Origin of the sequence: Dongia soli (assembly GCF_034044715.1) — a bacterium.
GTDB classification, from domain to species: Bacteria; Pseudomonadota; Alphaproteobacteria; order Dongiales; family Dongiaceae; genus Dongia_B; species Dongia_B soli.
Window position 1 is genome coordinate 1,186,188 of record NZ_JAXCLW010000002.1, and the last position, 23,163, is coordinate 1,209,350.

General features: G+C 56.1%; 24 protein-coding genes and 1 riboswitch. Of the genes, 6 read left to right on the forward strand and 18 right to left on the reverse strand.

Annotation, left to right across the window (positions count from 1 at the left end; all coding sequences use genetic code 11):
* Positions 1-52: 52 nt before the first annotated feature.
* Positions 53-171: riboswitch (TPP riboswitch) on the reverse strand.
* A 1,016-nt stretch (positions 172-1,187) separates the two neighbouring features.
* Positions 1,188-1,472 (reverse strand): phospholipase D-like domain-containing protein, encoded by a 285-nt coding sequence (locus SMD27_RS11985; RefSeq protein ID WP_320508596.1) that lies wholly within the window; start codon positions 1,470-1,472, stop codon positions 1,188-1,190.
* Between the two features lie 711 nt (positions 1,473-2,183).
* Between SMD27_RS11985 and SMD27_RS11990 the strand changes: the two genes are divergently transcribed.
* From SMD27_RS11990 to SMD27_RS12005, 4 genes are all read left to right on the forward strand, one after another.
* Complete coding sequence (locus SMD27_RS11990; protein ID WP_320508597.1) at positions 2,184-2,324, forward strand: hypothetical protein; 141 nt, start codon at positions 2,184-2,186, stop codon at positions 2,322-2,324.
* Between the two features lie 32 nt (positions 2,325-2,356).
* Positions 2,357-2,623 carry a cupin domain-containing protein gene (locus SMD27_RS11995; protein WP_320508598.1) on the forward strand — a complete coding sequence of 89 codons (267 nt, stop codon included), beginning with the start codon at positions 2,357-2,359 and terminating at the stop codon, positions 2,621-2,623.
* A gap of 83 nt (positions 2,624-2,706) precedes the next feature.
* Positions 2,707-3,378 (forward strand): FecR family protein, encoded by a 672-nt coding sequence (locus SMD27_RS12000; RefSeq protein WP_320508599.1) that lies wholly within the window; start codon positions 2,707-2,709, stop codon positions 3,376-3,378.
* A gap of 559 nt (positions 3,379-3,937) precedes the next feature.
* Complete coding sequence (locus SMD27_RS12005; RefSeq protein ID WP_320508600.1) at positions 3,938-5,275, forward strand: multicopper oxidase family protein; 1,338 nt, start codon at positions 3,938-3,940, stop codon at positions 5,273-5,275.
* 30 nt (positions 5,276-5,305) lie between these two features.
* Here the strand turns inward: SMD27_RS12005 and SMD27_RS12010 are convergent, their stop codons facing one another.
* From SMD27_RS12010 to SMD27_RS12040, 7 genes are all read right to left on the reverse strand, one after another.
* A complete protein-coding gene (locus SMD27_RS12010) occupies positions 5,306-5,944 on the reverse strand; it encodes a Spy/CpxP family protein refolding chaperone (RefSeq protein ID WP_320508601.1) in 639 nt (212 codons plus the stop codon).
* Between the two features lie 536 nt (positions 5,945-6,480).
* Positions 6,481-7,863, reverse strand: a complete 1,383-nt coding sequence (locus SMD27_RS12015) for a sensor histidine kinase (RefSeq protein WP_320508602.1) — start codon at positions 7,861-7,863, stop codon at positions 6,481-6,483.
* Entirely contained in the window at positions 7,860-8,399 is a 540-nt protein-coding gene (locus SMD27_RS12020) for a molybdopterin-dependent oxidoreductase (protein ID WP_320508603.1), read from the reverse strand. Before SMD27_RS12020 ends, SMD27_RS12015 begins: the two co-directional genes overlap by 4 nt.
* A 558-nt stretch (positions 8,400-8,957) precedes the next feature.
* A complete protein-coding gene (locus tag SMD27_RS12025; RefSeq protein WP_320508604.1) occupies positions 8,958-9,827 on the reverse strand; it encodes a hypothetical protein in 870 nt (289 codons plus the stop codon).
* An 82-nt stretch (positions 9,828-9,909) separates the two neighbouring features.
* Positions 9,910-10,704: a hypothetical protein gene (locus SMD27_RS12030; protein WP_320508605.1), complete on the reverse strand. Its 795-nt coding sequence runs from the start codon at positions 10,702-10,704 to the stop codon at positions 9,910-9,912.
* 232 nt (positions 10,705-10,936) lie between these two features.
* Complete coding sequence (locus SMD27_RS12035; RefSeq protein WP_320508606.1) at positions 10,937-11,071, reverse strand: hypothetical protein; 135 nt, start codon at positions 11,069-11,071, stop codon at positions 10,937-10,939.
* A 245-nt stretch (positions 11,072-11,316) separates the two neighbouring features.
* Entirely contained in the window at positions 11,317-11,472 is a 156-nt protein-coding gene (locus SMD27_RS12040; RefSeq protein WP_320508607.1) for a hypothetical protein, read from the reverse strand.
* Between the two features lie 70 nt (positions 11,473-11,542).
* Between SMD27_RS12040 and SMD27_RS24160 the strand changes: the two genes are divergently transcribed.
* The gene (locus SMD27_RS24160) at positions 11,543-11,779 is read left to right on the forward strand and encodes a DnaA N-terminal domain-containing protein (RefSeq protein WP_379990555.1); all 237 of its coding nucleotides are present in this window, start codon (positions 11,543-11,545) and stop codon (positions 11,777-11,779) included.
* A gap of 237 nt (positions 11,780-12,016) precedes the next feature.
* On the opposite strand, the gene SMD27_RS12045 is transcribed toward SMD27_RS24160, so the two are convergent.
* The 10 genes from SMD27_RS12045 to SMD27_RS12090 form a co-directional block, all read right to left on the reverse strand.
* Positions 12,017-12,439: a CHRD domain-containing protein gene (locus tag SMD27_RS12045; protein ID WP_320508608.1), complete on the reverse strand. Its 423-nt coding sequence runs from the start codon at positions 12,437-12,439 to the stop codon at positions 12,017-12,019.
* A 298-nt stretch (positions 12,440-12,737) separates the two neighbouring features.
* On the reverse strand, positions 12,738-13,916 hold the full coding sequence (locus SMD27_RS12050; RefSeq protein WP_320508609.1) for a mandelate racemase/muconate lactonizing enzyme family protein: 1,179 nt from the start codon (positions 13,914-13,916) through the stop codon (positions 12,738-12,740).
* Positions 13,913-15,526, reverse strand: a complete 1,614-nt coding sequence (locus SMD27_RS12055) for a GMC family oxidoreductase (RefSeq protein WP_320508610.1) — start codon at positions 15,524-15,526, stop codon at positions 13,913-13,915. The genes SMD27_RS12050 and SMD27_RS12055 overlap by 4 nt, the downstream gene beginning before the upstream one ends.
* A 98-nt stretch (positions 15,527-15,624) precedes the next feature.
* The gene (locus tag SMD27_RS12060) at positions 15,625-16,461 is read right to left on the reverse strand and encodes an HpcH/HpaI aldolase family protein (protein ID WP_320508611.1); all 837 of its coding nucleotides are present in this window, start codon (positions 16,459-16,461) and stop codon (positions 15,625-15,627) included.
* Positions 16,374-17,180: an SDR family NAD(P)-dependent oxidoreductase gene (locus SMD27_RS12065; RefSeq protein WP_320508612.1), complete on the reverse strand. Its 807-nt coding sequence runs from the start codon at positions 17,178-17,180 to the stop codon at positions 16,374-16,376. Before SMD27_RS12065 ends, SMD27_RS12060 begins: the two co-directional genes overlap by 88 nt.
* On the reverse strand, positions 17,162-18,334 hold the full coding sequence (locus SMD27_RS12070) for a mandelate racemase/muconate lactonizing enzyme family protein (protein ID WP_320508613.1): 1,173 nt from the start codon (positions 18,332-18,334) through the stop codon (positions 17,162-17,164). Before SMD27_RS12070 ends, SMD27_RS12065 begins: the two co-directional genes overlap by 19 nt.
* 10 nt (positions 18,335-18,344) lie before the next feature.
* Positions 18,345-19,379, reverse strand: coding sequence for an ABC transporter ATP-binding protein (locus SMD27_RS12075; protein ID WP_320508614.1), 1,035 nt, complete (start codon positions 19,377-19,379; stop codon positions 18,345-18,347).
* Between the two features lie 54 nt (positions 19,380-19,433).
* Complete coding sequence (locus SMD27_RS12080) at positions 19,434-20,495, reverse strand: ABC transporter substrate-binding protein (RefSeq protein ID WP_320508615.1); 1,062 nt, start codon at positions 20,493-20,495, stop codon at positions 19,434-19,436.
* Between the two features lie 18 nt (positions 20,496-20,513).
* A complete protein-coding gene (locus tag SMD27_RS12085; protein WP_320508616.1) occupies positions 20,514-21,290 on the reverse strand; it encodes an ABC transporter permease in 777 nt (258 codons plus the stop codon).
* Positions 21,291-21,300: 10 nt separating this feature from the next.
* Complete coding sequence (locus tag SMD27_RS12090; RefSeq protein ID WP_320508617.1) at positions 21,301-22,116, reverse strand: ABC transporter permease; 816 nt, start codon at positions 22,114-22,116, stop codon at positions 21,301-21,303.
* A gap of 170 nt (positions 22,117-22,286) precedes the next feature.
* On the opposite strand from SMD27_RS12090, the gene SMD27_RS12095 reads away from it, so the two are divergent.
* The gene (locus tag SMD27_RS12095) at positions 22,287-23,141 is read left to right on the forward strand and encodes a LysR substrate-binding domain-containing protein (RefSeq protein WP_320508618.1); all 855 of its coding nucleotides are present in this window, start codon (positions 22,287-22,289) and stop codon (positions 23,139-23,141) included.
* Positions 23,142-23,163: the final 22 nt, after the last annotated feature.

A 23,163-nucleotide genomic window follows, 5' to 3' on the forward strand; every position in this document is an offset into this window, starting at 1 on the left:
GCTCTGACAGGAAGGAGAAAGAGCGCCTAAGTTGGAATGGTCGCATATGACCTGTCAGGCGTCCGCACCGTCCCTACGCCAGTATGAACTGGATCAGGTTCATAGGGTTCCGGCGCTGCCTTGCGGCCTGCCGTATCTCAGCCCCTTGTCGGGGCACCCCTGGTGATAGTGCAAATCTGCCCGCTGCCACCTGGAATGTCAACGCAGCCGTGCGCCCGCTATAAGCGAGCGGTCGACTCCCTTCGCAGTGACGGCTCGAAGGGCGCAACTTCAACGATGCGCCCCTTGCAGCAAGCACCATGTTGAACTGATCATCACCTCCGGCAAGGTCCGGCCCCAGCGGATAATTTGCCGGCGCGCGCCAAGTTTCTCCCCAAGCCGTTTGCCGCTCGCGGTCTGAGCGCACCGCTGCACGGTTTTTCCAGGCCGCCTGCGCCTTAGGCGCCGGTCAGTCTTTCTCTGAACTCCTCGGTTACCTATTTCCCCATATCGCCGATGGCGCAGTGAGGGGCTCGGCTGCGTGACGGCCGGGTTCGGTTCGGCCGAGGGCCCTGCGCCGAGCCTGATGCCGTCGGCGAGGACCGTGGCCAGCAGACAGCACCTTCGAGCTGGATAAGGGGACACGGCCATGGCGCGGTGGTACAGGCAAAATTGCGAGTCTTGGTGCTGTTTCATCACCAGGGCGGTGCGCATGTTTTCACCACAACTAGCGATCCGAGACAACTGCGATAGCAGCTCGGCATATTTGAAATGGAGCCTCAAAATGAAACATGCACTTCTTGCTACGGCCGCGGTTATCCTCGCCGCCACGGTAACGCTGACTGACGCGGGCGCAACAGCGCCGGCGACAACGCAAGCTAGGGCCGAAGTCCATGAGATGATGACGCAGTCGTTCAAGGGCGCACAAACCGTCTCAGGTAAGGAACTGATCTTCGCCAGGGGGGCGGGGTGTTACCGACCGGAGCCGGGTTCTCATCGCACGCGCATCGGAAATGGGTGTTAAACGGTCGACCTATCATCGAGCCATTGATGAAGAGAAGCCCGCTATAATCCTCCGCCGGCTCGAGGCCGGCGATCGATAGGAGCAGATTAAAGGAGCCCCGTGCATGATTGCACGGGGCCAGTCAACGTTACGAGTTGTGGGGAATGCTCGCGATGACCAACCGGTCGATTCACGTAAGTTCCGATTATTTCCGCCGATACTTCCGCGGAACAGCGGCCCTCGCTTCCCAATTCGCGAGGTATTGACGCGCCAGATCTGCGTCGCGAACGACAAGCAACTTTTCAGCGTTCTTCCCCTGCGCAGCTTTGGTGAAATTGAAGCTGCGAGTGATCACGGTTTCGCCTTCGATCACCATCACGTTGTTATGGGCGATGGCGACCTTGTAGTCGATTGCCACTGGCACGCCGGCATTTTGCAGATAGGTGGCGCCGGTGTATTTGGCGGTCGCCCGGCTCTTGTCGAGGATCACCTGCACCTCGACGCCGCGACGATACGCATCGTCGAGGGCCTTGGCAATCGGCGCGCGGAAGTGAAGCTATAGGCCTGCACGCGGATCTGCCTTTTCGCAGCACTGATCGCGGTGACAATCAAATCGGTGCAAGGCCCGCCCGGCGTAAAGCAGGTCGTGATGGATGGCGTAGCTACTGCTGGCGCCGCCGCTGTTATCGCAAGGCCGATCGCAAGAAGACTGATTCGTAAAAGCCAGCGCATCGCAACCCGGAATCTTCGATCGGCCTCCGCATGGCGGCCGGCTGCATCGACGAAGTTCACGGCTCCAAACGCTTTCGAATTTCATCGCTAGATGGGTTGATGAAGACGTCGGGGCGCCCTGGTCATCGCGGATGGCCCAGTTGTGGGACGGCTCGGCTGGGTGGCTGTGGGGTTCGGTCTGGCCGAGCTGCTGGGGGTGCTGGCCAACGGCCGAGGGCCTCAGGTCGAGTCTGAGCGTCGGCAAGGACCGTGGTCAGCAGACAGCATGATCGAGCTGGACAGGGGGACTCGGCCATCGCGCGATGGTACAGGCAAAATTGCGAATCTCGGCGCTGTTTTATGACCAGGGCGGTGCCCATGTTTTTTACTACTACTAGAGGTGCTGTCGCCCGGTACAACGCTCCTTGCTTTCAGGAGATGACAGAAGAACGCGGCGACGTCGGCAAGTGAAGCTGTTGCCAAAACAGGCGTGCCGGATGGCGAATACGAAGCCGGGGTCGCCATGTTCGACCAAAAGCAACTGACCGACCTCACGATCGCGTTCGATCTGATGAATGCCTACAACCGGATGGCGCAGCTTCCGCAGTCACCTGCTGCGACCAAGCAATAGCAGCCTCGGCACTATTTAAATTGGAGCCTAAAATGAGACATGCACTTTTCGCCGCTGGCGCGGCTATCCTCGCCGCCACTACGATGCTGACCGGCGCGGGCGGAACACCGCAGGGGACAACGCAAGCTGGGGGCAAGCTCCAGGAGACGATCACGCCGCTGTTGAAGGACGAACCACAAAACGTCCCCGGTAAGGCACTGCTCTTGGCCGACGTGGTGTTCCCGATAGGCGCCGCCTCCCCATCGCACACCCATCCGAAGTCGGTGTTCATCCGGTCGACCTATCATGAGCGCCATTGATGACGAGAAGCCCCGGGTCTATATAGCCATCCCGCCGGCGGCTCGAGCCCGGCGATCGATAGGAGCGTAATGTCATGACTTTATTGTTCGCCGATGACTTTTCGGCCGACCGCGCCGCCTTGGTGACACGTCGCGATTTTGCCTGCCGTGTTATCGGCACCGCCGCTCTGACCATAACCTTCGGTTTTGCGGCAGGGAGGGCCGTCGCAAACGATCGCGCGATCTTTGGAAATGTCCGGCAAAAGCGTCAGATCGCAGGTGCCTCTTTCGGCAAGTACACTCGCCTTTTACACGTCGACGACAAGGTCTTCCAAAGCGATCTGCTGTGGACCGGGAAAGATGGGCAATTACAGGTGGCGATGCTCGACGGCAGCAGTTTGAGCCTCGGCGAGAATGCTGAAGTTCAGTTGAATGATTCGCTTGCCGGCAATACTTTCTCCAGCTTCCTCCATATCCTCGACGGCGCCTTCTGCTTCAACAGCGGTAAAGCAGAAAGGCCCCCGGCATCCCCGAAAATCGAGACGCCCTTCGCTATATTGAGCTTGCGCGGCACCGAGGTCTTTGCTGGCCGCTTCGAAAGCTCTTACGACATTTTTGTTTCCAGCGGCGAGGTTGAAGTGCAAAACGATGCGGGGGCGGTCACCCTGAAAGCCGGTCACGGCACGTCGCTGCGGGCGCGCAATGTTCCGCCGACACGGCCCGAAGTCTGGAGCGATGCGAAAATCAAACGCGCGCGCGCATTGGCAGGGGAATAGTGCCTGTCAGCCCGGCGAGGTTGACCCAGCATCAGCCATTTGTATGGTTCGATCCGGAAGATATCGTTCAATTCAATTAGCGATGAAATCGCCAACTTCATGCAGAAGTGAGCGCCGGACGGGGCCAGTGAAACGCATGATAGCGCCTCGAACCGCTGATCAGGATCGGGTCCTGGGAGTGTATGGCCAATGGCTTCGGAAGCTGAGCGTCGGGTCCCAGCCGAAATGAGGACAGCTCGATGTCAGGAGGTGGCCTGAGGATCGGCAAGTTGGTACCCGCCGCTTCATCGGTTCTCGATATGGCAACCCCATCGTAAACTCCATTCGGAGCTTCAGCCAATGCCACGGGCCGCTCTCTCCGGAGCCTTATGTGCGACGCCGCTTGGATCGAAGGCACTTGCGGTCGCGCGAGCCAGAGCACGGGAGCTTTTCAGCGAACTGATGGAGCACCGTGAGTGCGTGACGTTGGCCTAGGAGGATAGCGATGACTGCCAGAGCTCCCCACAAATCCTGGACGGCACAGGTCGGCCGTCGAAAAGTGTTGGCGGGGACAGGCGCCATGGCGTTGGCGTACCTTGCGGATCGCTGCGTCAGCTACGCCAAGGCTACTGTTCCGTCCGCCGACCACACGATCCGTATTGCGCCGATCTCCCTAGAGATCGCGCCGGGCAAGGTGATCAAAACGACCGGCTACAATGGCACGGTCCCTGGCCCATTGCTGCGCCTTCACGAGGGCAAGCCAGCAGTCATCAACGTCATCAACGAGTCCGGCTACTTAAATCTGGTCCACTGGCACGGGCTCATCATCCCCTCGCAGCAGGACGGCTCCGCCGAGGAGGGCTCGCAAGCCATCCCGCCCGGGGGCTCCTTGCGCTACGCCTTCACGCCGGGGCCAACGGGAACTCGCTGGTACCACAGCCATGCGATGGCGATGACCGATCTCACTCGGAGCACCTATTCCGGCGAGTTCGGCTTTCTGGTGGTGGAGCCCACGCACGATCCCGGTCGCTATGACCGTGAGGTTACCCTCGCCGCCCATCACTGGGAGGGACATTGGGTCAGCATGCAAGATATCCGGAAAGGCCCGCCGCCGGACAATGGCCTGGAGGCGATGTACCGCTCGGCAACGCTCGGCGAGCGGATGCTGGGCCACGGTGAACCGATCCGGGTACGTCAAGGCGAACGGGTGCTGTTCCGGTTGCTCAACGCCAGCGGCAGCATGGGCATCTCGCTGGCGCTGTCAGGCCACCGTTTCACCGTCATCGCCCTCGACGGCAATCCTGTACCGACGCCGATGACGGTGGATGCGGTGGAACTCGACGTGGCCGAGCGGGCGGACGTCATCGTGGAGATGAACAACCCGGGCGTCTGGGTGTTCGGTTCGACCGACGAGGACGACCGCAACATGGGTATGGGTGTGATCATCGAATATGCCGACCGCGGCGGCGACCCGCAATGGGTTGCACCGCCGAAGGCGCCTTGGAACTACACGGCCTTCGGTCGGACCAGTCCCGCCGCGATGCCGGACGAGGTCATTGATCTGAAGTTCGAGAAGATCCCCGGCGGCCGTGGCCGCTATAACCGCTGGACCATCAACGGCAAGTCCTGGCCCGACACGAACCCGCTATTCACCGTTCACCGGGGAAAGCGCTATCGGCTTGTGATGAACAACAACAGCGGCGACACTCATCCGGTGCATCTCCACCGGCACAGTTTCGAGATTACGAAGATCGGCAACAAAGCGACCTCGGGCGTGATGAAGGACACGATCAGCCTACCGCGCTACTCGGCTGCAGAGGTCGACTTCGTGGCCGACAATCCCGGCAACACGCTCTTCCATTGCCATCATCAGGACCATATGGACGAAGGCTTCGCCGGGCTGATCATCTACGGCTGAAAGCACGCAAGGGTAAACGAGAAGGGCGTGTTAGCGAATGATTCCCATCGGCCCGGCGAGTAGTTCATTCGCTAATTTTCGCTGATCGTCACTGAAGGAGGCAAATAACGGGTCGGCTGCTTCCTTTACGGACTTCAGCAGATCCAGACGGCTCTGCAGCCTCTCCTCATGCCTAGCCAGCCGATCCTGCCAGGGCATCGAGCGTTCACCGCTCCTCTGTCCGTTCATCATGTTCTTTTGCATTGCCGCCTTTCTGAGGGCCTCGGCGAACGTATTCCATTTATCCTCCTGATTCGGGGTGATCCTGATTTCGGCCTTCAGATAGGCAATTCGCCCCTCGATATGATCAATCGACTCTTCGTGCGCCATGCCCCCGCCGTGATGCGCCATGCGCATCATGTTCATCATCCCCATCATGGGACACATGCCAGCTCCGTGCATCATGCCGCCCTTCATCATGTCCTCAGGCGACATCATGCCTGGCGTCTGCCCCGTCATCTGCATGGAGTTGCCGTCCACATCGGGCTGCATACCGTCCGTGGATTCGCCGGAGCCAACACCAGGCTGGCTCTGATCAGTGCCCTCATCAGACTGTGCGAGGGCACCGGTTGCGCTCAGAAGAAAAGTCAGCGCGACGAGCAGAAGCATAATTGGTGAGGTTTTCATCATGCACCTCCATGCTGCGGATCATTTCACATTGGGCTACAACTGTGTCCGCCATACACGGCCGTCGCCGAGCATTTATCTAACGAGCGCTTCTCGCCATATAAAAGAGAATCATGTTGATGCCTGCTTCAAAGCACCTTTTTTGGGTACTGATCATGTGGCAACGAAGCGAGGTGCTGCTCTCGCTATCCCCGCCTCTCGCTTTGAGCTACCCGCGCCATAGCTTATTAATAGCATAGATCTTGGACGCTTTGCCGTCTTTCGAAGCCGTCGCGACCGCCGCGCAGTATGTCCGTGCGGCTATGGCTGAGCCAAAGAGTGGCCTGTTCGCCCGGATCAAGGCCGCAACCTTCTCGTTCGCGAGATGGTTGTAGCAGCCGAACACCATGGCGAACGGCAACTCATTGACCATTGGAATCCGGTTTGTGTGCTTCAGGGGTTCTTACGTTGGGGTCCTTTAAATGTCCCAGCAATGCTTTGCAGTCGTTGGTCCAGGCATCGGTTAATCAACGACTACCATGGCGAGCCGTTGGTACCTCTTAAAACTGATTGACATCGATCTGTGCTTTACGCGCTTGAGCCCAACCATCTTGCGATCGGACGGTCGGCAAAGACACACTCACGACCGTACCCTGCCCCACCGCACTTGAGATCGTCAGATTGCCACCGTGTGCCTCAATTACGCCATTAGCGATCGCCAGTCCCAAACCTAGCCCCCCTCGCTCTCGATCTAGCACATTTTGCACCTGATAAAACGGCTTGGTCACATGGTGGAGTTCTGTCTCAGGGATACCAATTCCTCTATCCACAACTTCGAGAACAACCGACTCACCTCGCTGGTGGCACCTCACATCGACACGTTCACCCGAGGTCGTAAACCTAATAGCGTTCGACACAATATTAGTGATGGCTTGGTTCAGCCAGACGGCGTCGGCCAGTACTTGGATGGCGTCGGATGGCATGTGCGCGGCCAAGATTACGCCGACATCCTTGGCACCTGACTGCAATGCAGAAACACAGTCATTAAGAATGCTGCGGATATCCACGGGTTCCAATTTGAGTGTCAGTTTGCCGGTCGAGATCTTCGACATATTCAAGGTGTCATTGATGATGCGGCTCAATTGCCGACCGCTGGAGATAATGTCTTCTAAAAATCTATTTCGAGAGTCCTCTGTCAGCGCGTGCGCCCGGGACCGGAGCAATTCGGAAAACCCGATGATGGCATTGAGCGGTGTCCTAAATTCGTGACTGGCTATGGCAAGGAACGTATCTTTGGCACGATTCGCGTGGTCCGCCCGTTCACGGGCCATATGCTCGGTATGAGCAAAAGCTTCTGCTTTAATAATGGCTTGACTCAGCATCCAGATCAGAATGCTCCCCGCGCTAATTACGCCCAGGAGCGCACCTAACACCGGATAGTATGAACTGCGCAACGTTTCCAGAGCTTGATTGTGTAACAGAACGCCCATCGTCCATGCTTGAATAGGATGTCCCAATGCGGTCAGGAGTTTCCTAACTGCAACGTGCTGCGACGGGTTAGCGCTATCGAGTCCATTGAGAGCTAACTGAATTTTAGCAACTGCAGGAACCAACAGATCCATTAGAGGCTGATAGTTTTTAGTGGTCCGGAGCTCGGATCCCTCCTCTCCAGTCGCAATCGTATTTATTCGGCTTTCGAAAATTTCGAAGCGCTCCCGGACACTGTCAGCGGAGACCTCTGGGTCTTGGCTGTAGAAAGCATCCAGCAGACTCAAGGTTCTGAAATACTCAAGTTCAAGTTGGGCAGCCAGCCAGCTAGTGCTCCTTTGAGCCTGCGACAGTGCGGTGGAATTCTTGACCAACAGGTAGGTGCTAAGGCCAAGTGCGCCCGCAAAGATTAGGGTGACGGCAAAGGCAGCCCAGTACTTCCGAACGATACTCATTCAGGGCCGACCTCCAGCGTTCTGAGTTGCCATATCATTCTCGACTGAACATCCTTTGAGCCGAGGCTATCTGGATAGATGATCCATAGTGGTCCTTTACTCGCGATCGACATGTATTGGCCATTCCGGCGGTAGGCGATCAGAACCGTGGTCGCGTGCAGGTCTTCTTCCGGGATTGCGACGGAATAGTCGTTGAGCGCGTAGGCCATCACAGACATATTTTTGGCCCGAAGGTAGGTCAGGAGATCAATAAGCTTGACGCCGTCGAAGGTTTGCGGCCCATCGGTCCAGGCTGTTGCCGTTGTGACTGTTGTGTTGGGCAATGCTTCCAGCATCTTCATATCGAAGTTTGCCACGCCCCCTGCATTTGTGCGCGAAATAGCACCTGAGACCGTCAGCACCACCTTGCCGGTCGGCAGCTGCAAAGGCTGCGCACGCCCAGAAGCGGGAGACGCTATCAGCGATAAAGCGGCAATAACGATAGATAGGACTGCCCGGAGTGTCGGCTGGCAGGAAGCTTGGGCACGGATCGACATTTTTTACCTTGATTGAATTGATGCCCCAGGGGCCTGCCTGGACGCCAAATGATAGTGATGGCTCCTTTTGGAGATCTCACTTTGCGAAGAAGCCAGCCTCGTCAGTTGCTCTACCAGTTCGACATCAGCTGGACTCGCTTCGATTGATCGCATGGAAACGGACGATCTTCAGCAATCCCGCCTCCAGCGTCCGCAGTCGATTGGTCGGCGTGTTAGCTCCGCAGCAACTGCACATCCCATGTCCCACGACTCGATCCCCGATGATTACGAACGGGATCCTAGAAAAAATTGCGGCGAAACTACTCCGTCAGGCCACATCGAGTGAGAAGTTTCAATAAGATTTTTATTTGCATTAGAGCTAAATGTTAACAGAACTGGAGCCTTGTGCTGTTATGAGCCCGACTGCCGGCCGCGCCGGGAGGACGCCCCCGTTCACGCCCTCGCTATGAATTTGCAGTTATCTTCGAAGTTGAACGAGATCTCGTGGGCCCGGAACCTGCCCCCAGCCGCTCCGTCGTCCTGTCGTCGACGCTTTGTCAGGTGCCGCGGGTTCCCTCATCACGGCCGCAGGCCTAGAAGCGATTTTACGCTTATCGTAGCTGGCGGTTGGCCATATTGCCGATCGGCATAATGTCGGAGACCTGCGCCGATCTCAGCCGGAAAGCGTGCCGGAAGACGATCGTTCAGAGCCCATCTCACCGAAATGAAAGACATTCTCAGGATCGAAAAAGTAACGTCGGTTTCCGCGATGTCGCCGCATATTTGTTTATCGTGCGTTGCTTCGTCGGTATAGGAACGCGTGAACGAGATAAGAAAATACTGAGGCCGTCGGGGCGTGATATGTGGGTTTAATGGCAGCGGCGCCATCGCGAGGTTGTCCAGGCCGCTGCCATTGAACTGCACTGCATCCGAAAATACGGGGCCATTGCATGGCCCTTGCGGCGCATAGCCTATAAACCAGGCCACCGGATCCGTGATCGCGCCAAGCGCAGCGGCAACACCCTTGCCTACTGCAGCCGCAATCCCTTCGCCTGCTAAACTGCTTCCGCCCGAGAGTGCCGCAATCGCGGCCGTTGCGATTGCGCCGAGAAGCTTGAGTTCTATCTCATCCTGCTGCTTCCTGGTGAGGCTCGTCAACTCAGCATCGCTTATGTTTGTAGCGGTATAGACAACGTGAACGCTGCTTCCCGGATCAATTTCTAGGGGCCCAATATCCCAATCGTTGTCCATGTTCGCTTTGTTGTTTGGGCGGACTGCGTTAGCAGGAGTGGAATGAGCAGAAGGACCGAGACCCGGGAAAGTGCCCGTCCCGTGCCCACGATCTACTTGATCCACGAAGACACTGAATGTCACCAGATCAGTATCGGGTATTTTTCCTCGATTATTCTTGACGTGGATTTGATCCAGTTTGAAAACATAAAAACCCATCTCGTCACTCCCACTAAGCGGACACCAAGGGAGATCGCTCCATCACATGCGGAGAGATTCCGGGTGCGCAACGCAAAGAGCATCAACGAAGTGAGATTAATATCGGTATTACTCCGAGGCCGTCTTTCAGCGGTCGTAAAGCCTTACCGATCACAGCGCCGAACGCCTTCAACGGATCGGTCGCTTTCATCGCATGACCAGGAGTTGGAGAGGTAGTCAATAGGTCTCCCGTTTCTATGGCCGAAAGGGTGGCATCGGCTTTGCAATAAACCTTTCCCAACAAACCTATCGGGAGCCTGTTCGTGGCGCCTTCCTGCTTGTCCAATATGATTCCTGGCCTGTAGTTCCCAGCACCGCAAACCACGCCGGCAACCCGTTTGTCATAGGCTTGCTTGCTCTGAAGCAACGTGCCCTCCTCAGCCAGTACGACTACCGTTCCAGGGTCAAGCTCCTCTCTTACGTCAAACTCCTCGGCACAGTCGGCGTTAATCAAACGAATGTCCCCAGTGACTTCAACGTCGCCCTTAAAATATCCGGCGAGCCTCCCGCCTTCACCGTAGACGCCTATGCCTGTTTGGGTAGTCCCGAAAATGCCCGCACCGCTCTCACAGAAGCCGCGCACGCCAACTCCGGCCTTACTCTCGCCGGCTACGCCCCATCCGGGTTCGCAGTATCCGCGTACGCCAACCTGGTTCTTGCTGTCCCCGCTCACGCCCCAGCCATCGTCGCAAACACCGCGCACACCCACCTGCTTCTTGCTTTCGCCCGAGATCGCCCAACCATCTTGGGCCGTTCCGACGATGCCCACATTTGCACCGTCCCCCCGAACCGCCGGGATATTAAGGGTTGTTGAATTTCCCACTACTGGATTTGCCATTTGCCGTCTCCCACTCGTCGTTCGGAACAACGAATTCACGCAGCCAGGCAATGTCGATTTCGATCATCGATCGTTCTTTTGGAGCACGATTGTGCAGTTTGCGCTCGTATTGCGCCGAACGCAAGTCTCGACGGGCTTGCCGCCAGGGTGTCTTCCGTAGGGGACGGGACATCAGCGAAATGAGAGATGAGCATCAGACGTTTCGCCGCCAGGACGCCCTCGCCTCCTTCATTCATCTGGCGATGAACTTTCCATCGTCATCCAGGATGAACGAGACCTCGCCGGCCCGGAGCGGGGCTGCCAGCTCCTTAAGCGTCCTGCCTGGGACACGGATATGTGGCAAGGCGCCGCGCAGTACCTGTTGCATGAACATTCCAAAGATCCGCTTGTCGCGCTTCGCGAATGCCGGCGACGCATCGTGACGCCCGTCTTCGCATGCTCCCGGAGCGAGGCGTCTTTCAGATGCGCTTTCAGGAAGATGAGCGCCATCCAGGCGAACAGACGGTGCGATACTTCCGCCTTAAGATACCTTGAAGATACGGAAAAGAGCGCTCCTGTCTGCCTAACGGAAGTTGGCGGACAGAAGTTTTTTATGGCGCCTGACGATGCGCTTTAGCCAAAGCTGGTTTTGGCGGCGACGTCGAGGCGCGGCAGCTGCGCGCTCAACAGCTGACCGGAGCTGGTGTAGTTGAAGGTCCAGACGCGGGTCTGGCCTTTGGTCGAATAGCGCAGCAAGCAGTTCTCTGCGGGCGCGAAGGAGGAAGTCATGTCCAAGCTCTTCACACCCGTGAAAATAGGTCCCTAACGAAATCGCCCACGAAACGACCAAGACTTGGAATTGATCTCGAACTTCAGACGCTTCGCAAAAGTCCAGGCAGCGGATGCACCGGCCACGGAGATAGAGGCACCGGAGCTTGAGCCCACCTGGCATGACATAGCCCAATCGCTTGAAGCTGGTCTCGGCCAAGCGACATATTCCGGCTGGATTATGGAGCTCACTTATCTCGGTGTAGATAGCGACCCGTTGCGATTGCTTGCACCACCACGCTTCATCGCCAAGTGGGAAGCGGGGTGACGCCATCGCCGGCTATCTCGGCAAAGCAGCTAAAAAACGCCCCGCGCAGTGGAACGCGGGGCGAGGTGGGAGGGAGGCGAGGTGAGGTCGTAATTGGTTTCCAACATCCGGTCATTTAAGTCACAGGGCGGATAAGGTCCCAACTATTTATGCTTACAAGGCTTCGATACGGCTGCCCTGGCTTAGCGTCATCGTCGCTCAACCAGCAACCGCGCGGGCCACGGTCGCAGGCCGCTACTACTTCGACATCTGGCCGCGGATTTCTCCGCCCGGGTTTTTCTCGGTATGGATATTGACGTAGACGCTCCCGGCCGCAAAGTCGGCGATCTCAGCATCGGTAAGCTTGGCCATACCGTTGATCGGACTGCCAAGCGGCGCCATTATCGGGATGAGCACCGCTGCGTTCTTGCCCACAGCAGCGGGGCCATGAAAATGTCCCGCCGTTGCCGGACCCGACAGACCCGTGTACTCCACCTTATAACTCAGCATCTTGAGATCGGTGTCAATCATGGCCGTGGCGGTTCCGGTGCCTGCGGTCTTGTTTGGCGGCACTTCGGCAGCACTGCTGAGAGTCGCATGGTAGGTAACGGTTTCAGCCCCCGCCGCAGCGGGCATCAACAAGGTGACAAATGCGGTTAGGCCGAGAGCGGAGCGAAACATCAGCACATCTCCCTCAAGAAGAAGCCGTGTTAATTATGGACCTCGTCAAAAAAGCAAAGATCCTGGAGATGTGTCCAAAAGTCTTTTTTAGATACAGCGCGATTGTCCAGAGGCAACGACGGCGCAGTCGACACCTTTCCTTGCTTAGATTATATTACGCCGTTCAGATTGCGCATCAGTAAGTGGGTATGTGTCCGTTCATCACATGCATGATGCTTGAGTACTCGTGAACGGCTGAAACTGCTTAGCCGGCGCTGATCAGCGATGCGCGGGCACCGTCCATCTATGGTTCTTGGTTCTACCTGGCGGTCGGGGTCGAATACAAGACACGGTTCGACAAGCGAATTTCCAAGTCCTGGCTATAACTGTCGACGGCATCGAGATCGATCTGTATTCCGAGCCCCGGACCCTCGGACAATGAAATAAAGCCATCTTGTCCAGCAAACAGATGATTTCGGCTAATCTTCCAGGAAAGTGATGAGTCGTTGAACGGGTACTCACAGAGATCCGATCCTGCATGGCCCGCAAGCGCATGCAAGCAAGCGCTGAGCGCCAAGTGCGAGGTGTAAGTGTGGTTGATAATCTTTACTCCATCGGCCCCAACTTGCTCTGAAATTTCATGAGCAGGAGCAATTCCACCGAGATGGCCACAGTCAATTTGAAGGACTCCGACCCTACTCTCCTTGAGAAATTTCAAAGCACTGTGGACATCATGTAGATGTTCCCCTGCCGCGACGCGGCTCGATCCCATCAATGTAGTAAAGTCCGAATATGCATCTGTTGCAGCCGGATGAAATGGCTCTTCGATCCATTCAATGTTGGCTTCGTCGATAATAGATCGATATCGTAGCGCGCTCGAAGCGTTGTTCTTCCAAATTTGTCCCGTATCCAGAAACAGCCGCCCATCTGGCCCAAGTGCCTCTCGAGCTGCCACCAGGTGTTCGCGGTCGCCTTTCAAATTCCCTTCACCAAATCGACCCCAGCCGACTTTGACCGCATGAAAACCCCGGGAGCTCATTTCAGCCACGCGAGCGTGGGTTTCTTCTGCGGTCTCTCCAAAAGGCGCTACGACATAAGGCAGCCTGCGATGTACGGTCTTGATACCGAGAAGGCTGTAGACCGGTTCATCCAGGCTTTTTCCAACCACATCCCAGAGCGCCATCTCAACGCCGGAAAAGGCGTGGGGTGCTTGAAGCAAATGGCCAGTTGAGCTTCGTGCAAGATCAATGAGTCGATAAATATCCGAGGGATCTTGAATCTTTTGACCTAGGAGTGCCGCATTGATCGGCCGACAAGTCTCATGTGATTGCGGCATTATGAATGATGCCAGTGAAACAAACGGTGCCGCTTCGCATTCTCCCCATCCTTCGCACTGACCAGCTCGTACGCGAACAAGAAGGGTGTCTCTAACAATTTTGTATGCCGGATCCGACTCCGGCATTTGCAGAAAAAAGAGATCAACCGAGTCAATTTTCACTTTGGGTCCTTCGATCCAAGATCAGCAAGGATGAAGTCCGCGCCGCGCTCCCCAATCATCATTGACGGCGCGTTGGTATTGCCGCTGACCAGATGAGGCATGATGGATGCATCAACCACACGCAGACCATCGATCCCACGAACCTGAAGCTTATTATCCACGACAGCCATAGGATCCTCGCCCATTTTGCAGGTTCCAACCGGATGAAAGATCGTAACGCTGTCGCGACGCAAGAAAGCCTCCCAGTCGGCATCGGTTTCCGCCTGTGGTCCTGGGGACAGCTCCTCGACAACATGTCGGGCCATGGGTTGTGCAGCAAAAATTTTCCGAATGTAGCGGCATCCCGCCGTGAGAACCGTCACATCTGATTGATCGTCGAGCAATCGACTGTAGATCAGAGGGGCATCTCGCCAGTCAGCGCTGCGCAACTCAATGCGTCCTCGGCTTTTAGGACGACTGACGTTTGGGATTGCCGTGACAACGGGCTCATCAAGCACGATGAGTTCGTCCGGGGTGAGTTTGTAGCCGATGGGCGTGAAATGTAGCTGCAGATCCGGATCCCGGAGATCGGCGCTCGATTTCACAAATGCCATCGCTTGGGCGCCTGGCGCTGTGCCGGGCCCCTTCCCCCTCAACAGCCAATTCAAACCATGGAGTGCCGACCGAAATATTCCTTTTTCCGAATTGTAGGTTGGCTGATCAACCTTATAAGTTAGATAGACGCCAACGTGGTCTTGCAAGTTGCGTCCCACACCGGGCAAGTGATGACTGATCGAAATACGACCCGCCAGCTCGGCCCCGTCTCCAATTCCGGAGAGCATCAAGAGTTGTGGCGATGCGATTGCCCCGGCGCTCAAAATAACTTCTCGTCGTGCACGGATTTTCTGGGCTGACCCGTCCGGCCGGAAGACCTCGACCCCGCAAGCCCGGCGCCCTTCCAAAACGATCCTTCCCACCCTCACCTTGGTTCGGATCTCCAGATTGCTGCGGGATTGGATGGGCCTCAGGTAAGCGTCGGCTGCACTGTGGCGTCTTCCGAAAATCTGGTTTGCCTGAACTAAACCAGCACCTTCCTGGGTTTTACCATTAAAATCTGGATTTCGCGGCAACCCTGTTGCAATAGCCGCATCGACAAATTTGTAAGCGAGAGGATGGCAGCTTCGAAGATGCGATGTCCGCAGTGGGCCGTCACCGCCACGGAACTCATTTCCCCCGGCCTCGTTGGTTTCGCTGCGTTTGAAATAGGGCAACACATCCGTATAAGACCATCCTGTGTTGCCAAGCGCGGCCCAGCTATCGTAGTCGCTGGCCTGACCTCGCATATAGACAAGGCCGCAGATGGAACTGCTGCCACCAAGCACCTTTCCCCTCGGCCAGATGTCCTTTCTGTCATTTCGAGTGGGATCCGGCTCCGTCAAGTATCGCCAATCATATTTCGGATTGCCAATCCCGTAGAGATCGGTTGCAGCAGGCATTTTGATGACAGGAGACCGGTCGCTTCCCCCGGCCTCCAATAAAAGGACCGAGAGCCGAGGATTCGCAGAAAGTCGATTCGCCACGACGCAGCCTGCCGAACCCGCTCCAATAACGATAAAATCGAATTCTTCCATTGCCGCTAGGCGAGCCACTTGTTCGCTAAAATGAGATGTTGTTTAACCGCCCACGGGCCGCTACAGGCATCACGCCACCGCCTGTGGATTGCGACTGATCACTCGACTGTTCCCAGCAATTGCAATCCTGCGGCCAAACCGTCCCGCAGGGCGGTGAGGTCGTCCGTCATCGCCATGAAGTCGATATTCAAACCCCGGGCAAACTCCAGGTCCTGCGCACTGGCAATCGGCATCGCCCATGGCTTTTCATTGGCGCGGGCTGCCAAAGCTATTCTTTTGATATCGTCATGATCACGGCCATCCGCCATGTATTCACCTCGCCCCCGAGCGAGCGATAAGTCGTTGGGGCCAATGAAGAGACCATCGACGGTATCAAGGGCAGCGATTTTTTCAACTTCCTCCAATGCCTGTACCGTTTCGATCATCGCCCAACATTTGATGCGCCGGTTTTCGGCCTCAACAAACTGCCGCGGCGCAGGCATGTAATTGACCGTCTTGCCACCGCCAAAGCCCCGCGTACCTAGCGGCGGAAACTTCGCGAAAGCCGTCGCCGCCTTGGCGTGCTTAAGGCTCTCGATTTGCGGGAGGATGACACCGTCGCTGCCGAAATCCAGCGCATGCTGGATCGGAACGCGCTCGGCGCTGTCGACCCGGGTGTAGACGGTTAGGCCTAAAGCTTTGGCAATGGTGACGCTTCGCGCCGCCGTTGATGGCTCGAAGGTCCCGTGCTCCATGTCGATTATGACGGTCCCATAGCCAAGAATAGCTGCAATCTCACATGCATTCTCGTTTGGTGTCATAAGCCAAAAGGCGAGTTCTGTATGGCGACCTGCCAAACGAATAACAGTCATGCATCTGCTCCAAAGGGACCTGCCATCGCGCCACCATCGACTGGATAGAGCCCACCAGTCAAATAGCTTGCAGCGGGGGAACAAAGAAACATCACCAAGTTGGCGACATCCTCAACCTGGGCAAAGCGCCCCATCGGAATCGCGGCCTTCCAGTTTGCCGAGTCTTGGGGTGTAGCAACTGTGCGAAACATATCGGTTTCAACGACATGCGGAAGAATGGCGTTGATGCGGATGTTATCCCTTGCATGGTCCAGCGCCAGAACCTTTGTCAAACCAATGACGCCGAACTTGCTCGCACAGTAGACCGCTCGCCGCTGGAAGCCGGTGATGCCTGCTGTCGATGAAATCTGGATAATCGAACCGCCGCCACCTCTGGCTTGCGCATGCATGATAAACCGCTTCGAGAGCCATAGGACGCTGTTGACATTCAGCTCCATCAATTCGTTGGTGCGATCAGCGCTGATATCGTTTGTTTCGACACCCCAAGATCGTCCGGCATTATTGACGAGGATGTCGATTCGCGGATGCGCGGCCAAGGCTTGGTCAAAGAGTTTCTCGGCAACGCCCGGAAGGGCCAAGTCACCTCCGATGCGGGTAGCTGTGACGCCAAGCCGAGCTATTTTCTCAGCCACGTTGCTAAGCCGCTCAAGGTCGAGATCGTGCAATATGACATTCGCGCCGAGCTTCGCGAATTCGAAGGCAATTCCCGCTCCAATTCCGGTGGCCGCGCCGGTGACCAGCGCGACTTTGCCTCGATAGAGGTCGTTGTTGAAGGTTTCACCTATCATGGCTGCACGACCCATTGGGAGAGGGCAACCTCATCTATATCGAGGCCAAGGCCGGGGCGGTCAAAAGGCTGAACGATGCCATCATCAAAGGTGAAAAGAGGAGATTTGAGAAACTCCTCGCGCCACGGTGATGGATCTGCATCACACTCGAAGAAATCGGCATTGGGCAAGGCATAAAGCAGATTGATGCAGGCAGCTAAACTTACCGCGGTACTGTAGTTTTTGGATGAGAAAGTCAGGTGGCGCATCTGCGCATAGGCAGCAATCTTCCTCGCTTCGGTAATGCCACCGACCTGGATTACATCCGGCTGAACAACCTGGATTGCCCCTGCATCCATCAGGGCCGCGAAATTGAACTTGTTCGTCTCTGTTTCAAAGCCTGCGATTGGGATCCGCGTGCGGCGGGCCAGCTCGGCGCAGCCAGAAATATTTTCGGGTTGCGTCGGCTCTTCAAACCATCGAACGCCAATACGTTCGAATTCATCCGCATAGGCCATGGCTGTTTTGGCATCAAGCGACGTCGTTGCGTCGCACATCAGATCCAGATTTGGTCCGAGCGCCTGTCGTGCAGCTTCGACGCGTGCGATGTCTTCCTGGAAGCTTACCCGCAGAGGTGTTTCATGCAGCACACGACTATGAACAGCCGCGCCGAGGTTTCCAACCTTCATTTTGTATCCGCGATACCCGGCAGACTTCGCTTTTCCGACATCCGCTGCGAGAGCATCGAGCCCGTAATCGCGCCGGTAATATCCCGACGAAGCATAAGCCTTGATTGGCCGTGCGAACCCTCCAAGCAGCCGCCAGAGCGGTTGTCCCGCGACTTTGCCCAGAATATCCCACAAGGCAATGTCGATACCGGACAGGCAGGACAAGAGGATGCCCTTGCGGCCGTGATAGTAAGTTTCCTGATAGATCTTCTCCCAAAGAAACTCAGGGCAGCATGGATCCTGGCCGACTATGAGCGGCTGAAGTTGCTTCTCGAGAACCGTGGTCGTGGTTGAAAATGGCCCACCCCACATAGCGGCTTCGCCCCAACCATAAATATTTGGGTCATCCGTATGAACCTTGACAAGGACAGCCTCCCGTTCCTGATACTCACCACGCGGGTAAGTCAGCGCATACGGCATCCGGTATCTGAGGCAGAATGTTTCGATTCCTGTGATCTTCATGCTTGCTCGCTCATTTATTTCGCAGACAGACCACCCGTTCCGGATGGAGTTTAAGGCCGACCACATCCCCGACTTTGAAGGTGGTGTAGCTGTTGCTTCGGACCGTCATAGAAATGCCGCTGTCAGTGATAACGTATTCGGTGACTCCGCCGAGGAACCGGGTTTGAATTATTCGCCCCGTCAGTTCGGCAGCCGCGCCCAATTTGACGAGCTGTATGTCTTCCGGCCGGATAGCGATGTGCTCTACATTGCCTGCAGGATCATCTGCCAGGTTGATCACCTGACCGCCGGAACAGACGAACGTACGATTCCCATTGATACTCCCCTTGATGACATTTGCGCCGCCGATGAAATCCGCCACGAACGCTGTCTGTGGATAGCGATAGAGGCGGTCCGGCGTATCGAGCTGTTCGATTGAACCACCGTTCATCACGGCAACAAAATCGGATAGAACGAGCGCCTCGCTTTGGTCATGCGTTACGAAGACTGTTGTGATCTTGAGTTCCCGGACGATGCGATTAATCTCATCGCGCATTTCCTCCCGCAACTTTAAGTCAAGGGCGGAAAGTGGTTCATCAAGGAGCAGAATATCGGGCTTTATAACGAGGGCTCTTGCCAGCGCGACGCGCTGCTGCTGGCCACCCGACAAGCGTTTTGGAGAACGGTCTGCGAACTGGCTCATCCGCACGATGTCTAGCGCCTCCTTGATGCGCGTATCGCGATCCGCACGGCTGATATTGCGCATTTTCAAACCGAAGGCCACATTGTCCGCAACGCTCATATGCGGAAAGAGTGCGTAGGACTGGAACACCATACCGATGTTCCGCTTTCGCGCGGGGGTGTGGGTGATGTCCCGACCAGCCAGTGTGATCGTGCCAGCCGTCGGTTCTTCGAATCCGGCAATCATTCGAAGGGTTGTTGTCTTTCCGCAGCCCGATGGCCCAAGGAGGCTGAGCACCTCACCTTGCGAAAGCGAGAAGCTGACTCCTTTAACCGCGCGCGCTGCGCCGAAGGACTTCTCAATATTTTCCAGTTGTAACGTCACTATTCACCGCCACGAGTTGAGGATCGGACGCTTTATCGCCCGATCCACCAATTCCTACTGAGCTTTAGCCTTGGCCTTCTGCCAAACTTCGGTCGCCTTCCGCTCGTAGGCGGCTCCCAGATCGCGCTGGAACTGAACATGCGACATGTTTGCCGTCAGGTTATCGAGGTCGAGGGTGCGTTTCGTGTCGCTGTCCATCAGTGCAACCGCTTTGGCGTTTGCCGGTGAATATCCAACTGCCTTGCCAAGTTGAGCTTGGGTTTCGGGCGAGATTACATGGTCGATGAAAGCGTAGGCCGCCTCTGGATGGGGTGCTTCCTTGATGAGGCAGGGTCCATCATACCAAGCGATGAACCCTTCTTCAGGATAAGCGAGCTCAATTTTAAGTCCCTTGGCCTTTGCCTGTCGGAAGCCGCCGTCATCGGTGTCGGCGATCCAAATCTCCCCCGTCGCCAGAAGCTGCGCCATTTCGTCGTAATGTTGGTAGACGGTTCTGACCTGGCTCATATCCGCCGCAAGCGTTTCCGCCACTTTCTTCCATTGGTCGTCGCTCAATGGGCCATAGGTGTAGCCAGCCTGGAAGATGGTCCGATACGCCTGTTCATTGGCCTTATCGATCTTGCCGATACGGCCTTTATACTTGCCTGAATAGACATCCTTCCAGGAGGTGATCCGTCCGCCGGTCTTTTCGGGATTGTAGGCGATCAGGCCGTTGGTGCCCCATGAGTAAGTCACATGATCGTAGACACCATCTGCCTTCGGTTTCTGGAATTGAGGATAGAGGTCTTTGAAGTTCGTCAGCTTTGAGACATCGATGGGATCGATCAGGCCCTGCTTCATTGCAACTTCCTCCTGACCGACTCCGAGGAAGACCACGTCATATGTGCCGAGACCAGCAGCCCGAACCTTGTTCATGGCTTCTTTTTCATCAGCGTAGTAGTCGATATTGACTTTGGTCCCGTATTTTTTCTCGAAGCTGGGCAGCGCATAGTCAACATAGTTTCCCCAGCTCAAGACGTTGATTTCGCCGCCGATCTTTTGTTCAGCCCACGCCTTGCGGCTGAGTCCGACCGTGATCGCTGCGGCAGACACGGTGAGCATTTGACGTCGATTCATGTTTTCCTCCCTGACGCTCTATTTTCTCTCTGACAAAGTGAGACGGAAGGCGGCAATACTGAGAACCAGTGTTGCCACCAGGATTAATGCCGAGACGGCATTGATTTCCGGTGTAATGCCAACCTTGACTATGGAGTAGATTCGAATTGGCAGCGTGGTTGTGCCTGCAGTCGTCAAGAAGAAGCTGACAACGAATTCACCGATTGAAATGGTGAATGCAAAAAGTGCCGCACCGATAATGCCCGGCGCGATGCCTGGTATTGTGATCCGAAAGAGCACTCCAAGCTCGCCTGCGCCGAGGCCGCGTGCCGCTTCCTCCAATGACTTGTCGAACCGCGCCAAACTCGAAATGAGGATAAAGGTGCAGTATGGCAGCGCCAGGAGAATGTGACCTAAGAGGACCGCGAAGAAGCCCGCCTGGAAACCCACGAAGCGGGCGAACAGCAGGAGCGAGACCCCCATGATGATGCCGGGCGCCAGCATCGGCAGTGTCGTCAGCAATATGAAGGCGCTTTTGCCGCGGAATTCGTGGCGCACGATTGCCAGAGCGGCAAAAAGTCCAAGCGTCGTAGCAATCAACGTCGAGGCCGCACCGACCTGAAGGCTTGTCCACAAAGACTGCAGCGTTTTAGCGTTCTGGAGAAGCGCCCCATACCAGTGCCATGTCAGATGCTGGATCGGCAGGGTGGTAATGGTCGCCTCGTTGAAGCTCGTCAGAACCACCAGTCCAATCGGCAGATAGATGATCATATAGACGAGAAGTGTGAAAAGTCCGAGTAGCCAGCGGGCCAACATGTCACTCGTCCTACTGCTGCCCAAGCAAATTGCGGTTGATATTGAGGAAGCGCCCCACGATCAGCAAACAAGCTAGGATGCTGGCAAGTAACACCATCGAAAGTGCTGCGCCGAGCGGCCAATTGAAATCCGAGAAGGCGGTGGTGATAAGATTGCCATACATCATGCCCTTTAGGCCCCCTAGCATATTCGGAACCACGTATTCACCGATGGCGGGAATGAAGGTGATGACGCAGCCCGCCAGAATACCGGGAGCGATCAGCGGCAATGTCACATAGATGAAACGGCGAACTGGATCTGCGCCGAGGTTCTCTGCCGCTTCCAGGACTGAATCATCGAGGCGCTCGATGGATGCGTAGATAGGCACGAGCATATACGGCAGGTATATGTAAACCAGGCCAATGACGACAGAAGCTTTGGTGAAAAGGAGCTTGATTGGCTCATCGATAAACCCCAGCGAGCCAAGCGCCCAATTCAGCAGGCCGGATTCCCCAATTACGAGATTCCAGGAATAAGTGCGAATGAGGACGCTGACCCAGCCGGGCACAATCAGCGCCAAAACCAGCAAGACGCGCCACCGCACTGGCACGAACCGGACGATGAAATAAGCCAGCGGCAACGCCAGCGCGAGCGAGGCGAGCGTTGTCAGCAACGCCATATAGGCGGAGGAGACCAGCGTGCCGAGATAGATTGGGTCCGAGAAGATCGCCTGATATTGGGTAAGCTGTATTTGTTGCTGGACCAGATAGTTCTCATCGGTGGTCCAAAAGCTATAGATCGCCATCAGCGAGATCGGCGCCACAAAGAGCACAATCAGCGTCAGCAATGGCGGCATCAAAAAGCACAGGAACTGCCTTTTCGAGTGAACTGCCTGGCTATTTGCTTTTCGACCCAATGGTTCAACTCCGTCCCTGCTTGTCAGAAAGAATATGAAGTCTTAGAATATTTAACAAATTTATTAGATTAATAATAAGCATAACAAACTGAAATATAGGAATGACGGCGGACCTCGATATTGATCTCTTGCGAACCTTTGCCACCGTCCATCAGGCGGGTGGCTTCTCGCAGGCGGCCGACGTGCTCTGCCGCAGCCAACCGGCGATCAGTTTGCAGATTAAGCGTCTCGAGGAACGTGTCGGCGCGAAGGTGTTCGAGCGCGGCGGTATGCGTGGCGTTCCGCTAACCCCCGCCGGACTTATCCTTCTTGAATATGCCCGGCAGATCATTGCGCTTCATGATGAAGCCCTTGCCCGGCTCACCTCGCCGAAGATCAAGACATTTATTCGGCTCGGTATCTTGGAGGAGCTGGGCAACTACCGACTACCTGCGGTTTTGCACTCATTCTCCAAGGTATTCCCCGACGCAAATTTGCAGGTTCAGGTGAAACTGAGCAATCACCTCCTGATCGAGATGCTGCAGGGACGGCTGGACATCATCGTGATCGCATCCGAAGCAGATGTGCCGGATGCCGTGCCACTTTGGTCGGAGCAACTCGTGTGGGTGGCCTCGAGCAGCACATCGAATTCGGTACAAGTTCCGCTGCCCCTGGTAACGCTTCCGGAGCCAAGCTTTTACCGAAGGGCGGCGATACGAGCTCTTAACAAAAGTGGCCAGCAGTGGGCCTCCGTTTGCACGAGCAGCACAATGGCAGGCATTCGGGCGTCAGTCATCGCGGGCCTCGGCATCACGGCGATGGGAAAGACTGAAGTAACAGAGGGCCTCCGTATTCTCGGACCGGAATATAGCTTACCCAAACTTGCTGACGCTGATGTCGTCATTTATTTCAGAGACAAGGAATTCGAATCGGTTGCCCACGCGCTTGCGACGCATATCCGCAAGAGCATTGCATAGTGCTCGGCCGCGATTCTGAGAA